Source organism: Euzebyales bacterium, from assembly GCA_035461305.1.
Classification (GTDB): Bacteria; Actinomycetota; Nitriliruptoria; order Euzebyales; family JAHELV01; genus JAHELV01.
Genome location: DATHVN010000177.1, coordinates 1 through 15178 on the forward strand (window position 1 = coordinate 1; position 15178 = coordinate 15178).

The following is a 15178-nucleotide window of genomic DNA, read 5'->3' on the forward strand; positions in this document are numbered from 1 at the left end:
CGGGCCGCCCCACAGCACGCATCGTCCTCGACGCGTCGCTCGAGGTGCGCAGTGCGATCGTCCACGCGACCCTGATCGAGATCGCGGCGATCACGCCGATCTTCATGCTGCAGGGCCTGTCGGGGTCGTTCTTCCGACCGCTCGCCACATCCTACGCCCTGGCTCTGCTCGCCTCGATGGTGGTGGCGCTGACCGTCACCCCGGCCATGAGCCTGATCTTCTTCCGTTCAGAGAAGTCGCTGCGGCATCGGGAGTCCCCACTGGTGCCGCCGATCAAGCGGGCGTACGACTGGGTGCTGCAGCGGATCGTTCGCCGCCCGCGGCCGGCGTACGGCGCCGTCGCGGTGGTCACCATCGCCGGCCTCGCGATCGTGCCGCTGCTCGGCCAGAACCTGCTGCCCTCGTTCAAGGAACGCGACTTCCTGATGCACTGGCTCGGCACGCCGAGCACATCGCATCCCGAGATGGTGCGGACAACGAAGCGCGTCAACGCCGAGCTGTTGCAGATCCCCGGCGTGCTCAACGCCGGCTCGCACATCGGCCAGGCACTGCTGATGGACGAGGTCGTCGGCATGTACTTCGGGGAGAACTGGGTCAGCGTCGACCCGGCCGTGGACTACGACCAGACGTTGGAGCGCATCCAGGCGACGGTTGACGGCTACCCGGGCATCTTCCGCGACGTCCAGACGTACCTCAAGGAACGTATCCGCGAGGTCCTCACCGGATCGAGCGAGGCGATCACGGTGCGGATCTACGGGCAGGACCTGGAGACCCTGCGCGAGAAGGCCGCAGAGGTCAACGAGTTGATCGGCGGTGTTCCCGGGGTCATCGAGAACCACGTCGAGTTCCAGGAGGACATCCCGCAGATCCAGGTGGAGGTCGATCTGGAGGCCGCCGAGGAGCACGGGGTCAAGCCCGGTGACGTCCGGCGCGCGGCCGCGTACATGGTGGCGGGTGAGGAAGCCGGCGACCTGTTCCGCCACGGCAAGGCGTACGACGTGCAGCTGTGGACCACGCTCGACACGCGGCGGACCCTGACCGACATTACGCGGCTGCCGATCGACACGCCCTCCGGCGAGAGGGTGCCGCTCGCAGACCTCGCCAGCATCGAGATCGTGCCGACGCCCAACGTGATCCAGCACGAGAACCTGGCGCGCAACATCGACGTCGGCGCCAACATCGATGGGTCGCGTGACCTCGGGTCCGTCGTCGCAGATGTGGAGGAACAGCTCGAGGCCGTCGACTGGCCGCTCGAGTTCCGGGCTGAGCTGCTCGGCGAGTTCCAGGAGCGCCAGGAGGCGCAGCGCGTCCTGACGGCGTTCGCGATCGCGGCCGTCATCGCCGTCTTCCTGCTGCTGCAGACGGCGTTCAACAACAGCTTCCGAATTGCCCTGCTGTACTTCCTCACGCTTCCGGTCGCGCTGGTCGGCGGCGTGCTGGCCGCATACTTCGGTGCCGGCGGCATCATCTCCCTCGGAGCGCTCGTCGGCTTCTTCACGGTCCTGGGGATCGTGGCGCGCAACGGCATCATGCTGATCAGCCACTACCAGCACCTCGAGGACGTCGAAGGCGTGCCGTTCGGTACCGAGCTCGTCCTCCGCGGCGCCAGCGAGCGGATCGTGCCGATCATCATGACGGTGTTCACGACCGGCCTCGCGCTGATCCCGCTGGTCCTGACGGGTGAGATCCCGGGCCAGGAGGTCGAGTTCCCGATGGCGATCGTGATCCTGGGCGGCCTCATCACGGCGACCCTGCTCAACCTGTTCGTCGTGCCGCCGCTGTACCTGCGGTTCGCGAAGGGATGGTCCAGGCAGCCGGCGGACACGACGGCACCGCAGGAGTCGTGATCGACGGAGATGGTGTCCAACGGAAGCGCGGGAAGGGGACGACACATGCGAACAGGCGGCGCCGTCACGGCGGGACGGGCGAGGCGAAGCCGGCGACCGGTCCGCGGCATCAGCGGCGCCGTCGGGACGCTGGCGCTCCTGCTGGCGATCGCCGCGACGGCGTGCACCGGCACCGCGCAGGAGGTCACCGAACAGGCGAGCGCCGACGCGGTGACGTCCACTGAGGACGCGGCCGCCTCGCCCGAACCGACGGCGCCACCGACCGACGTGGCTGCTGCCGACCCGAACCAGGACTGTCCGGAGCCAGACGTTGCGGCCGAGATGGAGATGTTCCAGATCGACCCGGCACAGTTCACCAACTCGACCGTCATCGACGCGACGTACCTGCCGATGACGCCCGGCACGCAGCACACCTACGAGGGCCAGGCGGTCGAGGACGGCGAACAGCTCGACCGCAAGGTGATCTCCACGGTGACCGACCTGACCAAGGTCGTCGGCGGTGTGAACTCGGTCGTGATCTGGGAGCAGGACTTCAACGACGACGAGCTGGTGGAGTCCGAGCTCGGCTTCTTCGCCCAGGACGACGACGGCAACGTCTGGCACACCGGCGAGTACTACGAGCTGTGGGAGGAGGGTGAGTTCGTGGGCTCGCGCATCTGGTCCGCGGGCGACCCGCCGTGCGCGTTGGCGGGCATCCAGATGTGGGCGGAGCCTGATACGGGGACGCCGACATACTCACAGGGCTTCGCGCCGGAGCCGTTCTACTGGGCGGATCGGGCCACGGTCGACGCGATTCGCAACGAGCACTGCGTGCCGGTGGACTGCTACACCGACGTGCTCGTGACCGCAGAGTCCGACGAGGTGGACCCCGACGCCGTGCAGCTCAAGTTCTACGCGCCCGACGTGGGCGACGTCGCGGTCGGCTGGCGCGGCGACGACCCTGAGATGGAGGAGCTCGAGCTCGTCGAGCGCACCGAACTCGACGACGCCGCGATGGAAGAGGTGCGCGACGAAGCCCTCGCCATGGAGCGACGCGGCTACATGTACGGCGAGACGAGTCCGGCAGAGCAGCGGTCCGCCGGCGAGTGACGGGTGCCGATCACCTCTGGGCCGGTCGTTCGCCGGCGTCAGGGCTGAACGACGACGGGAACGATCGAGAAGGTGGGCTGCGATGTCCGGATCATCGCAGCCCGCGGCAGATCATCGAGGGACCGGGTGCGATGCCGGTGGCTCAACGACCTGCCGAATCGTCCTCGATGTCGGCCATGTCACCAACGACGTTGAACCGTTCGTCGAGTTGGACGTCGACCTGAGTCCCGTCGCTGGTGGTGACCTCGACCTCGTAGTAGCTGTCCTCGTCACCGACCTCCGTGCCGGTCACCCGGCCACGGCCGGTGTGCGCCAGCGCCGCGGTCGTCGCTTGCTCGAGGGCCGCACCGACGATCGGCCGGTCGACATCATCGCTCAACGCGATCGCGGCACCGCCGCCGCCGACCGTGGCGACGACGACGACGAGGCCGGCGATCAGTGACCGCATCCGTACACGCATGGCGTCCGTGGCTCCTGTACCTGTCGGTGGGCTCGTGCGAATCGAGTATGTGTGGTCTCCGCTGACGCTCAGCTGACTCGACCGGACCGGGCCGCGGACCGCGTCAGCGCAGGTTCAGCTTCAAGACATCACGCTTGCCGCTATCGTGACCCGCGGGTGGCGCTCACGTCCCTCCGCGGGCGACCGCCCAGCCACCGGAGCGCCGCGATGAAGCTACTGGTCGTCGAGGACGACGCCAAGATCGCCACGGCCGTCAAACGTGGGCTCGAGGCCGACGGGTTCACGGTCGACGTGGCGGTCGACGGCAATGATGGGTGGTGGATGGCAACCGAGGGCACCTATGACCTGATCGTGCTCGACATCATGCTCCCGGGGCGCAACGGGTACCGGATCTGCGGCGATCTGCGCAAGGCGGGCAACTGGACGCCGGTGCTGATGCTGACCGCCAAGGACGGCGACCTTGACGAGGCGGAGGCCCTGGACACCGGGGCCGATGACTACCTCACGAAGCCGTTCTCCTTCCCGGTGCTCGTGGCACGGATCCGCGCGCTGCTCCGTCGCGCGGGCGGACGCGATCCGGCGCCGGTGAGCGCCGGAGATCTGCGGATCGATCCTGGGCAACGGCGAGCGTGGCGGGGGGACGTCGAGATCGAGCTGACGACCCGCCAGTTCGACGTGCTGCAGTTCCTGCTGCGCCGGGCTGGACAGGTCCTGTCGAAGTACGAGATCCTGTCAGGCGTCTGGGAGTACGACTTCGATGGCGACCCCAACATCGTCGAGGTGTACGTACGGCGCCTCCGCCAGCGGATCGACGAGCCGTTCGACCGGCACGCCATCCAGACGGTGCGCGGCGCCGGCTACAGGCTCGCGGTTGACGGCGGCTGATGACCGGGACGCTGGAGCGCGACGCGACGGCCATCGGCGCCACACGGGCATGGGTCCGCGACATCATCCGGCGCAGACCGCACGGCATCAGAACCCGCATCACGGCAATCGCAGCGGCCGCGGTTGCCATGGTCCTCGCCGGCGCCGCGGTGACCCTGCTCGTCGCACAGCGTCGCCAGCTGACCGGGGCGATCGACGCCTCGCTCGCGCAGCGCGCCGACGACCTGACCGCGCTGATCGCCTCCGGCGGCGACATGCCCACGGTGCTCCCGGCCACTGGTGACGACGGAACGGTCGCCCAGATCCTGGCAGCCGATGGCACCGTGATCGCGGCAAGTCGCGGCATGGGCGCACCGATCGGCCGGGATCTGCCGGAGACCACCGAGGCGTTCCGCACCGTGCCGGTCCCAGCGTTCGACGACCCGTTCCGCCTGCTCACCCGCCGTGTGCGCAGCGACGCCGGAGCGGTCGTGCTGCACGTCGGTGCCAACCTCGACGACGTGCATGAAGCCATATCGACGCTCGGCGTCGCGCTGACCGCCGTCGTGCCCGTCGCGACGCTGACGCTGGCCGCCGTCGTCTGGTGGCTCGTCGGGCGCACGTTGCAGCCGGTCGAGGCGATCCGGTCCGAGGTCGCGGCCATAGGGGGGCGGGACCTGCATCGCCGGGTCCCACGACCGCAGACCGGCGACGAGATCGACCTGCTGGCACGGACGATGAACGAGATGCTCGACCGCCTCGAGGATGCGGTGCAGCGCCAGCAGCGACTGGTCGCCGACGCATCCCACGAGCTGCGCACCCCGCTGACCCGCATCCGTACCGAGGTCGAGATCGAGCTGGTACACGGTGTGGGCGAGGACCATGCGGCGCTGCTCCGCAGCGTGCTCGACGAGACCGCCGCCCTGCAGCAACTGGTCAACGACCTGCTCCACCTGGCACGCAGCGACGCCGGTGCATCGCGCCTGCAGTCGCAGCCACTCGACCTCGACGACATCGTCCTGCGGGAGGCGAGGCGGCTGCGCGAGAACGGTCGTGTGACCGTGGACAGCAGCGGCGTGTCCGCCGCGAGCATCTCGGGTGATCCGGAGCAGCTCGGTCGCGCGGTACGCAACCTGACCGCCAACGCGGAGCGCCATGCGGCAACCTCGGTGTCATTGACGTTGACCGAACGCGGTGACCACGCGTGGCTGGTCGTCGTCAACGACGGCCCGCCGATCCCCGAGGATCAGCGGGAACGCATCTTCGAACGGTTCACCCGGCTCGACGATGCCCGGGTCCGCGACGCCGGCGGCACGGGCCTCGGCCTGGCGATCACCCGAGACATCATCGAGCAGCACGGCGGCAGCGTCCGCGTCGACCCTGAGCGCGATCGTGGCGCTGCCTTCGAGGTCGTGCTGCCGTTGGATGAGATCACGACTCGGACCCAGCCCTCCGAGGCCTCGTCGTAATCGCCCAGCTGGAGTCAGCTGCGAGTCAGCATCACATCCGATGCTCTTCGACCACGGACGATTGCCGCTCGGAGGACCCCATGCCATCCCGATCCGCCACGACGGTCGCGAGGGCACCGGATCGGCTGCCCCGCTCATCCGCCGCAAGCACCGCACGACACACGCTCGGCGCGACGATGACGCGGGACCACCAGCGCGGACGCGTCCCGGGCCCACTTGCACGCGTGCTGTGCGCAACGATGCTGCTGGCCGCCTGCAGCACGGCCGGCGAGACCGCATCGGAGGCGGACACGGGCGCACCGGCGGACACGGGTGCGGAGGTGGACACGAGCGCCGCGACCGAGACGGACGCGCCGGATGACACGGGCTCGGACGCCGGCGGGGAGACGGAGGCATCGAGTGAGCCCGAGGTCGTGGACGTCTCCACGGATGAGCTTGATCCCGCGAACTTCGACGATCCAGCAACCGGACGCAACCCATACCTGCCGCTCATCCCTGGGCAGCAGTCGGTTCGCGAGGGATCGACCGAGGTGGGCGGGCGCAAGGTGCCCCACCAGGTGACGACGACGATCACAGACGTCTACCGCGAGATCGACGGCGTGCGGGCCGTGGCGCTGCTCGACCACGAGATCGACGCGGGACAGGTCACCCAGATCTCGGTCGACTACATGGCCGAGGACAAGGCGGGCAACGTCTGGCTGCTCGGTGGCTACACGGAGCAGTACGAGGGCGGGGAGTTCGTCGCCGGCGTCGACCCGTGGATGCACGGCGTCAACGGCGCGGAGGCAGGCATCCTGGTGCAGGCCGGTCCGAAGCCTGGGACGCCGGAGTACTCGGTCGCCAAACCGGACAGGGAGGAGGACGAGGTGGCGACGGTGATGAAGGTCGGCGCTCGCCACTGCGTCCCCTTCGACTGCTTCGACGACGTCCTTGTCGTCCGCGAGGGCAAGGCGTCCGCGCCGGACAACGAGTTCAAGTACTACGCACGTGACGTCGGACAGATCGACAACGTCCCACGCTCCGACAGCCGCCACAAGGACATCGAGGTGATGGTCAACCTCACGATGCTGAGCCCGGAGGCCCTCGCGGAGAGCAGCAAGGAGGCCCTCAGGCTCGACCACAACGCACCGAAGGAGGCACCCAGGGTCTTCGGCGGACTGCCGGTCGGGCAGCGGGGCTAGGGTGAGCGCCGCGCTGGTGGAGGTCGACGGCCTCCACAAGGCGTACCGCGAGGGTGGGGTGACGACGCCTGTCTTGACCGGCGCGTCGTTCACGCTCGGCCGAGGGGAGGCCGTCGGCCTGGTGGGCTCGTCGGGCGCCGGCAAGTCGACGCTGCTCTCGATCCTGGCGGGGTTGCTGTTGCCGGACGCTGGAATGGTCCGCTTCGATGGTCAGGACATGACCACCATGGACGAGGTCGAACGGTCCGTCCTGCGGGCCCGACGCATCGGTGTCGTCCTCCAGCGTGACAACCTCATCCCGTTCCTGACGGCCGCCGAGAACGTCGAGCTGGCGATCGAGTTCGCCGGGGGCGACCAGGCGCGCCCCCATGCGCGCCAACTGCTCGACGAGCTCGGTCTCGCGGACCGCGTGGACTACCTGCCGCGGCGCCTGTCAGGTGGGGAGGCCCAGCGGGCGGCGCTCGCCGTGGCGCTGGTCAACGGGCCCGATCTGCTGCTGGCGGACGAGGTCGCCGCCGAGCTCGACTCCGGCACGGCCACACGGGTGCTCGAGCTGATCCTCGCAGCATCGCGCGACCGAGGCCTCACGGTGCTGCTGGTCACGCACAGCCCGGCGCTGGCCGCGCTTGCGGAACGCCGCCTCCACGTCGTCGACGGCCAGGTGGTCGAGCAGTGAGCGGCGGAGTGGAGGTGATGGTGGACGGCGTCACCAAACGCTTCGCCACCGACGCCGGGCCCGTGCACGCCGTCAACGGCGTCGATCTCGAGATCCGACCCGGGACCGGGGTCGCGATCACCGGGCCGAGCGGCTGCGGCAAGTCGACGCTGCTGTCGCTGCTCGGAGCGCTCGAGCAGCCGACAGAGGGAAGGATCGAGATCGCGGGCCGGCACGTGTCGGAGATGGGCGAGCCCGAGCGCGCCAGCGTCCGGCGCGAGCTGATCGGCTTCGTGTTCCAGTCCGACAACCTGCAACCCTTCCTCACCGCGATCGAGAACGTCAGCCTGCAACTGGCGCTGAGCGGTGCCGTCGACGGCTATGAGCGGTCCCTGGAGCTGCTCTCGACGCTCGGGCTCGGCCACGCGGCCGGCAAGTATCCGGATCAGCTCTCGGGCGGCGAGCGTCAGCGCGTCGCGGTCGCCCGAGCCGTTGTGCATCGTCCCCGACTGATCCTCGCCGACGAGCCGACCGGCGCGCTCGACGTCGGCAACTCGCTCGCGGTGATCGACCTGCTGCTGGACGTCCAGACGGAGGTCGGGGCGACGCTGATCGTGATCACGCACGACCGGGAGATCGCCAAGCGGTTCGACCGGCGGATCGCGCTGCTCGACGGACGAGTGGTCACGGATTCCGCGACCGCACCCGAGTGGATGGTGGACCCGGCCGATGCGTAGCTACGCGCGCCGCGACCTGCTCCGCAACCCTCGGCGCACGCTGGCGACCCTGGCCGGCGTCATGCTCGGCGTCGGCCTGTTCTCCGGTGTCCTGTTCTTCATCGACGGGTCGGGAGCGTCGATGACCAAGCGCGCGATCGCGCCGGTCGCGATCGACGTCCAGCGCGTGATGACCTCCCCACTCGGCGAGGGCATCCGCCTCGAGCAGCAGCTCGTGGAGAGCGGTCCGATGCGGACGGGCGACCGTGCGCGGATGGAACTGACCGTACACAACCTCGGCGCGGCGACCGCGAACGAGGTGCTGATCAATGACAAGCTGCCCCCGGAGCTCGAGTACGTGCTCGAGAGCGCGCGGCGGGACGGCGAGCCGATCCCCGACGAGAGCGGACAGAGCCCGTTCGCCCATGGTCCGGGACTGATCGGCCTCAACCTCGGAGCGGTCGAACCGGGAGCGACGGTGCGGCTGGCCTACGATGTGGAGGCGCGCCGCCCCGTGGCGGCTCCGGCGGATCTGCCAGTGCGGGCGACGATCGCGACACGGGAGGACGTCGTCCCCGACCCGGCGAACCTGCCCCGCCTCGTCCCGCTCGACCAACTGCGCGACCGGATCGCGGCGATCCCCGGCGTCGCCGCGGCCAACCAGCTCGCGTTCGCTCAGGTGCCACCAGGCGCACTGCGCTCGGGTGGGGTCACGATCGACCGATCGGTCAAGATCTTCGGCTTCGATGCCACCTACGCGCACCAGTACCCCGCGATCAGGCTCGTGAACGGCGACTTCGATGCCGACGGCGCGCTGCTCAGCTCCGAGGCCGCCCGCGCGCTGGGGGTCCGGCTCGGCGATCAGGTCGAGCTGGACGTGCCCGGCGCACGGCAGCCCGCCCGCCTCCGTGTCAGCGGAACCGTGGACCTGTCGCGCGCCCGGACGCTGTTCAACAGCCGCACCGGGCGCAAGCTCGAAGACTTCCTCTACATCGCCGACTCGATCGTGCTCAGTCCGCAGACGTTCGACCGCATCGTGATCCCGGCCTTCCGTGACGCGATCGCAGCGCGCGGGAACGCGCTCGCGGTGAAGAGCCCGCCGACGCTCGAGGTCGACGTGCACATCGTCCGCGCGCCGCTCAATGCGGACCCTGGCCGCGCCCTCGAGCAGACGCAGGCCGTGACCCGGCGGATCAAGCGGATCGCTCCGGAGCAGGACTTCATCCTGGACAACATCTCGAACACGCTGACCGTCGCGCGGGCCGACGCAGCCGTCGCGAAGCGCATGTTCCTGTTCCTCGGCCTCCCCGGACTGTTGCTGGCCGGGTTCCTGGCCGCCTACGCTGGTACGATCCTCGCCGCGTCCCAGCGACGCGAGCAGGCGAACCTACGCCTGCGTGGCGCCACACCCGCCCATCTGACGCGGCTGTTGGCCTACCGGACCGTGGCCCTGGCCGGCCTCGGTTCGCTGCTGGGAACCCTCGCCGGCTTCGCCACGGTCCTGGCCATCCTGGGCCCGTCGGCGCTGCTGGAGGCGGCGCCCGCAGAGCTCGCGATCTCGGCACTGATCGCGATCGGCGCGGGTCTGGTCGCGACCGGCCTGGCGCTGTACGTGCCCGGACGGCGCGCCCTGCGTCGCGAGGTCAGTGGCGAGCGGCGGGAGCTCTCGCTGGAGCTGGCACCAACGTGGCGGCGCCGGCGGCTCGACTACGTCGCGTTGTTGATCGCGACGGTGGCGGTCCTGATCGCCGTTCGCAACGGCGCGTTCGACGCGCCGTCCGGTGCGGTGTCGACCGGCATCGCGACGTCGCTCCGCTCGCACCTGCTCGTGCTCCCGCTCGGCGTCTGGTTCGCGGGGACGCTGCTGTCCGTGCGCTTCTTCGAGTCCGCCGCCAGGCACGTCCCAAGCACGCCGCCACCACGCTTTGGCGCGGTCGTCCGCGGCCTGCTCGGCCGCACACTCAGCCGACGCTCGACGGCGTTGGTCACCGGCATCGTCGGCGTGGGCCTCGTGATCGCGTTCGGCATTGGACTCGCCGTGTTCGCCGCGACCTACGATGCGGCGAAGCAGGCCGACGCCAGGTTCACGGTCGGCTCGGACCTGCGCGTGACGCCCAGCCCGGTCAGCGACCACCCACATACTGCCGAGTACGCCCGCGAGCTCGAGGTCGACGGTGTCGTGCGCTCCACGCCGGTGGTCGCCCGCCTCGAGAACGCCTTCCTGCGGTCGCTGTTCAACAGCGACGTCAAGGATCTTGCGGCGATCGAGGTCGACAGCTTCGCCGAGACCGCCACGCTGTCCGACGAGTTCTTCCCGGACATGACTGCCGAGGAGGCCCTCGATGCTCTGCGCGCCGACCCGACGGCGATCCTCATCGACGTCGACAGCGCAGAGTTCCTGAAGCTCGAGGTCGGGGACCCGGCCGAGCTGCTCTTCGCGCGTGGCACCAAGCGCCAACAGCTCCGCAGGATGACCGTCGCCGGGTTCTTCGAGCGCTTCCCCGGCTTTCCCGAGAGTCTGCACATCGTCGCCAACCTCGACTACTTCCGGCAGGAGACCGGCATCACGGATGTCGACTTCTACCTCGCGCGCACCGACGAGCCGAGCAGCGAGGGGCTGGCGGCCGCAACCGCGGCGATCCAGGCAGGTCCCGGCGCAACCGATCTGCTCAACATCGACACCACAGAGACCACCTTCAACAAGGACCAGTCGAGCCTCACCGCGCTCAACATCCGTGGCCTGGTCGACCTCGACTCCATCTACACCCTGGCGATGTGCGCGGCCGTGATCGCGATCTTCGTGTTCGGTCTCATGCTGCAACGACGGCGCGAGTACGTGGTGCTGCGTGCCCAGGGCCTGCCCGCCGGCAGGCTGCAGCTGCTGCTGCTGGGCGAAGCCGGGTTCGTCGCCGCGAGCGGCCTCCTCGCGGGTGCTGCGGTCGGCGCGGCACTCGGCGTGCTGCTCGTCTCGATCCTCAAGCCGCTGTTCATCCTCGAGCCGGCGCCGACCCTGCCGTTCGCTGATGCCGTCCTACTCGCCACCCTGCTCGCGACGGCGACGCTCGTGTCCGCGGTTGCGGCGCTCGTGGTCCTGCGACGCCTGAGCCCCTCGGAGGTGCTCAGGGAGCAGTAGCGTCACCGACGGGGAGGCAGGGGTCAGGACGCGACGTGCGAAGGCCGTCAGGGCGGCGCTCACCTCGTCGGGGCGCTCCAGCATCGCCACGTGGCCGACGTCGGGCAGCTCCACCAGCTCGACGTCGGGCAGTGTCTCGGCGAGGCGGCGGGAGTGGTGCACCGGCAGCAGCCGGTCCCGGCCGCCACCGATCACCAGGGCGGGGACCGACAGCGCCTGTGCGACCGCGAGCTGGTCGAACGTCCCAACCGTCCGCCACAGCTCGCCCGCCACGTGTGGACGGCTGCCCAGCACGAGCCGCCGGACCGTCTCGACGGCGTCCTCGCGTCCGCTGGGCCCGACGCCCAGCAGGCGGGTGACCACCGTCGTGAGGTCGTTGCCCCGCGGGTTGCCCTCGGCGTCGAGCCCGCCGTACACCATCCTTCCGAGCAGCGAGGACCGCGCCCGCTCCCGCAGGAACGCGATGCCCGCCGCCACCGACCCGCCGCCGAGGCCGGAGACGACGGCAGCCGCCGCCGTGTTGACCAGCACGACCCCGACCACCTGGTCTCCGACGAGGTCGGGACGGTCGCCGAGCGCTGCCAGCAGGGCCATGCCGCCCATCGAGTGGCCCACCACGATGCACGGATGGTCCCGCTCGGCGTCGAGGACCGCCGTGACGTCCGAGCCGATCGCCGCTGCGTCGTAGTCACCGGCGGCCGCATCGTCGCTGGCGCCGTGGCCGCGCATGTCGAACGTCACCACCCGGTAGGTCGTCTCGAGCGCGCCGCGCTGCGCGGTCCAGATCTCCTGCGCCAGGGACAGCCCGTGGACGAGGACGATCCGCGGCGCGTCGGCCGGGCCGCTTGCACTCACGGCGAGCCGCGTGCCGTCGGGTGTCGTGACCATCGAGGTCTCGACCTTCGGCAGCGCCGCGGACGTCGGCTCGGACACGGGCTCGATCACCGTGCGCTCGGCGAAGTACCCGAGCACCGCACCGCCGACACCGCCGGCGGTCAGCGCGGCGGCGCCGAGCAGCGAGCGGCGCATCAGTCCGCCCTCCGGTGGTACACGCGCGGCACCCTGCCGCCGACCGTGGTGACGACCTCATAGGTGATGGTGTCGAGCCAGCACGCCCAGTCGTCGACGGTCACCGCCACGTCGCCCTGGCCACCGAGCAGCACGACCTCGTCGTCGACCGCCACCGTGTCGTCACCCACGTCCACGAGGAACTGGTCCATCGTCACCCGTCCCACCATCGGTCGGCGCACGCCCCCGATCACCACCTCACCGCAGCCGCCGAGGCTCCGCGTGACGCCGTCAGCGTAGCCCGCGGGCACCGTCACCACCGTCGTGTCGCGAGACGCGCTCCACACGTGGCCGTAGCTCACGGCCTCACCGGCAGCGACGCGCTTGACCAGCGAGACGTGCGACAGCCAGCGCATGGCGGGTCGGACCCGCACGTCGCCGAGCACGCCACCCCCCGGGTCCAGTCCGTACAGGGCGATGCCGCACCGCACCATGCCGTGGTGGTCGTCCGGGCGGGTCAGGGTGCCCGCCGAGTTGCACATGTGGACCAGGTCCGGCGACAGCCCCCGGTCGCGCGCGAGGTCCACGCCCGCGCGGAACGACCGCGACTGGCGTTCGACCGACGGGTGGCCGGGCTCGTCGGCGCACGCGAAGTGGCTCCACAGCCCGCTGACCCGCAGGCCCTCGCACCCCGCGAGCAGGTCGGCGACACGGCTCCAGTCCCTCTCCGGCACGCCGACCCGCCGCATGCCCGTGTCGAGCTCGAGGTGGACGGCCGTCGCGTCGCCTCCCCGCTCGCGCGCCGCGGCGTCGAGCGCACAGATGAAGCCGGGCGAGTAGACGGTCGGCGTCAGGCCCGCGTCGAGCAGCGCGGGGATCGCAGCGAGCGGCGGTTCGGTCAGCACGAGGACCGGTGTCGAGATCCCGGCGTCGCGCAGCGCGCGGCCCTCCTCGACGAGCGCCACGGCCAACCAGTCGGCGCCACCGGCCAGCGCCGCACGCGCGACCGGCACCATCCCGTGGCCGTAGCCGTCGGCCTTGACGACCGCCATCAACCGGCTGCGTGGCGCCAGGTCACGCAGCACCCGTGCGTTCGCGGTGATCGCGCCGAGGTCGACCTCGACCCACGTCGGTCGCTGCAGCGGTGCGGCCGGGGGTCGGGCGGCACGCCCGTCGAGGAGATGGGTGCGACTCACGCCCGGCCACCCTGCACCCGGCGTAGCGCGGCCGGCACGGCGCGCGCCACGTCCAGCGACGTCACGGACCGCACGGCCCGGCGCGCGGACGCCTCCTGCCCGGCGACGCCGTGCAGCGTCACCGTCGCCGCCACACGCTCCGGCGTGGGACCGCCGGCCAGCGCCGCACCTGTCATGCCAGACAGCACGTCACCGGTTCCACCGGTCGCGAGTGCCGCGGTGGCCGCCGCGTCGACCCATACGCGCCCGTCGGGCGCCGCGACGAGCGTGCCGGGACCCTTGGCGACGATCGTGGCCCTCCAGTCACGGGCCAGGTCGGGCACGACGTCGGCCCGCCGGTCCCACAGGTCGTCGCCGTCGGTCCCGCAGATCCTGGTCAGCTCGGAGCGGTGTGGGGTCAGCACCAGGACGTCGGCCGCGTGGCCCGCCAGCGCCGCGGCGTCGTCGCGGAAGGCGTTGAGCCCGTCGGCATCGAGCACGGTCGGCAGGTCCAGCGACGCGACGCAGCGCCGCACCAGCGTGACCTGCGGGTCGTCATGGCCCATGCCGGGACCCATGACCAGCGCGTCCGCCCGCTCGCAGGCGGCCGCGATCCGCTCGAATGCGGTGTCGCTGTCGTCATCGGGCAGGTCGACGGTCATCGCCTCCGGCACGCTCGGCGCGACGAAGTGCCGCGCGAGCGTGGTCGTGGCGACGGTGACCAGGCCGGCGCCGGCGGCCAGCGCCCCCCTGGCGGCGAGGACGGCGGCGCCGGACATGCCGGACGAGCCGGCGACGATCACGACGACACCGCGGTTGCGCTTGTCACCCTCGGCGTCGGGGTCCGTCAGCGTTCCGGCCACGTCGTCGGCGTCGACCAGAAACGCCGCGGGGGTGTCCGCGTCGTCGCGGATGCCGATCTCGCCCACGGTCACGTCGCCGACGTGGGACCGGGCCGGCCAGAGCGCCAGGCCGCGCTTGTGGGCACCCAGACACAGGGTAGCGTCGGCGTGCACGGCGTCGGCCACCACCGCCCCGGTGTCGGCGTCGACGCCGGAGGGCAGATCGCAGGCGACGACCGGTGCGCCACCGGCGTCGATCGCCGCGATGGCGGCGTCGTAGGGCGGTCTCGGCGCACCGGTGGCACCGGTGCCCAGCAGGCAGTCGACGACGACGTCGGCCTGCGCGAGGCCCACCGCCAAGTCGGTGGTGATCCGCCCGCCGCGCGCACGCCACCGGCGCAGCTGCACCGCGGCGTCGCCGGACAGGTCGGCGGGGTCGGCAAGCAGGCACACGACCGGCCAGGCACCGGCCTCGCGCAGCAGGCGCGCCGCCGCGATGCCGTCACCGCCGTTGTTCCCCTTGCCGCACACCAACGCGACGCGGATGCCGTACGACCCCCCGGCGACGTCGAGCACGGTCCGCGCCAGGTGGCCGGCGGCCCGCTCCATGAGCACGAGCGAGGGCGTTCCGGCCGCGATGGTCCGCTCGTCCATCGCGCGGACCTGCTGCGGGGTGAACAGGGGGATCATCGGGCGGTGCGGGTCTGTGGGGCCATCCCCCGTACTGTAACGATCATCT

At 70.9% G+C, this 15178-nt stretch carries 12 protein-coding genes; 8 read left to right on the forward strand and 4 right to left on the reverse strand.

The window, feature by feature from the left end; all coding sequences use genetic code 11:
• Together VK923_16440 and VK923_16445 are read left to right on the forward strand one after the other, a co-directional pair.
• Nucleotides 1-1847, forward strand: a 1847-nt coding sequence (locus VK923_16440; protein ID HSJ46266.1) for an efflux RND transporter permease subunit, incomplete at its 5' end; no start/stop codon positions are given.
• A gap of 45 nt (nt 1848-1892) precedes the next feature.
• Nucleotides 1893-2936, forward strand: a complete 1044-nt coding sequence (locus tag VK923_16445; protein HSJ46267.1) for a hypothetical protein — start codon at nt 1893-1895, stop codon at nt 2934-2936.
• 142 nt (nt 2937-3078) lie between these two features.
• Here the strand turns inward: VK923_16445 and VK923_16450 are convergent, their stop codons facing one another.
• The gene (locus VK923_16450) at nt 3079-3396 is read right to left on the reverse strand and encodes a hypothetical protein (protein HSJ46268.1); all 318 of its coding nucleotides are present in this window, start codon (nt 3394-3396) and stop codon (nt 3079-3081) included.
• Between the two features lie 207 nt (nt 3397-3603).
• Here VK923_16450 and VK923_16455 point away from each other — a divergent pair, with 207 nt between their 5' ends.
• The 6 genes from VK923_16455 to VK923_16480 all read left to right on the forward strand — a co-directional run bounded on the left by VK923_16455 (nt 3604) and on the right by VK923_16480 (nt 11414).
• Complete coding sequence (locus VK923_16455) at nt 3604-4281, forward strand: response regulator transcription factor (protein HSJ46269.1); 678 nt, start codon at nt 3604-3606, stop codon at nt 4279-4281.
• Nucleotides 4281-5729 carry an ATP-binding protein gene (locus VK923_16460; protein ID HSJ46270.1) on the forward strand — a complete coding sequence of 483 codons (1449 nt, stop codon included), beginning with the start codon at nt 4281-4283 and terminating at the stop codon, nt 5727-5729. The genes VK923_16455 and VK923_16460 overlap by 1 nt, the downstream gene beginning before the upstream one ends.
• A 176-nt stretch (nt 5730-5905) precedes the next feature.
• On the forward strand, nt 5906-6910 hold the full coding sequence (locus tag VK923_16465) for a hypothetical protein (protein HSJ46271.1): 1005 nt from the start codon (nt 5906-5908) through the stop codon (nt 6908-6910).
• Nucleotide 6911: 1 nt separating this feature from the next.
• Nucleotides 6912-7586, forward strand: coding sequence for an ABC transporter ATP-binding protein (locus tag VK923_16470; protein HSJ46272.1), 675 nt, complete (start codon nt 6912-6914; stop codon nt 7584-7586).
• Nucleotides 7583-8302: an ABC transporter ATP-binding protein gene (locus VK923_16475; GenBank protein ID HSJ46273.1), complete on the forward strand. Its 720-nt coding sequence runs from the start codon at nt 7583-7585 to the stop codon at nt 8300-8302. The genes VK923_16470 and VK923_16475 overlap by 4 nt, the downstream gene beginning before the upstream one ends.
• Entirely contained in the window at nt 8295-11414 is a 3120-nt protein-coding gene (locus VK923_16480; GenBank protein ID HSJ46274.1) for an FtsX-like permease family protein, read from the forward strand. The genes VK923_16475 and VK923_16480 overlap by 8 nt, the downstream gene beginning before the upstream one ends.
• Here VK923_16480 and VK923_16485 read toward each other — a convergent pair.
• The 3 genes from VK923_16485 to VK923_16495 all read right to left on the reverse strand — a co-directional run.
• Nucleotides 11313-12443 carry an alpha/beta hydrolase gene (locus tag VK923_16485; GenBank protein HSJ46275.1) on the reverse strand — a complete coding sequence of 377 codons (1131 nt, stop codon included), beginning with the start codon at nt 12441-12443 and terminating at the stop codon, nt 11313-11315. The genes VK923_16480 and VK923_16485 overlap by 102 nt on opposite strands.
• Nucleotides 12443-13618 (reverse strand): alanine racemase, encoded by a 1176-nt coding sequence (gene alr, locus VK923_16490; protein ID HSJ46276.1) that lies wholly within the window; start codon nt 13616-13618, stop codon nt 12443-12445. The genes VK923_16485 and alr overlap by 1 nt, the downstream gene beginning before the upstream one ends.
• A partial coding sequence (locus VK923_16495; GenBank protein HSJ46277.1) for an NAD(P)H-hydrate dehydratase occupies nt 13615-15178 on the reverse strand: 1564 nt, incomplete at its 5' end. The genes alr and VK923_16495, both read right to left, overlap by 4 nt.

Coding starts and splice junctions, on each gene's coding strand:
- VK923_16445 (HSJ46267.1), top strand. CDS start 1,893: ATGCGAACAGGCGGCGCCGTCACGGCGGGACGGGCGAGGCGAAGCCGG.
- VK923_16450 (HSJ46268.1), bottom strand. CDS start 3,396: ATGCGTGTACGGATGCGGTCACTGATCGCCGGCCTCGTCGTCGTCGTC.
- VK923_16455 (HSJ46269.1), top strand. CDS start 3,604: ATGAAGCTACTGGTCGTCGAGGACGACGCCAAGATCGCCACGGCCGTC.
- VK923_16460 (HSJ46270.1), top strand. CDS start 4,281: ATGACCGGGACGCTGGAGCGCGACGCGACGGCCATCGGCGCCACACGG.
- VK923_16465 (HSJ46271.1), top strand. CDS start 5,906: ATGACGCGGGACCACCAGCGCGGACGCGTCCCGGGCCCACTTGCACGC.
- VK923_16480 (HSJ46274.1), top strand. CDS start 8,295: ATGCGTAGCTACGCGCGCCGCGACCTGCTCCGCAACCCTCGGCGCACG.
- VK923_16485 (HSJ46275.1), bottom strand. CDS start 12,443: ATGCGCCGCTCGCTGCTCGGCGCCGCCGCGCTGACCGCCGGCGGTGTC.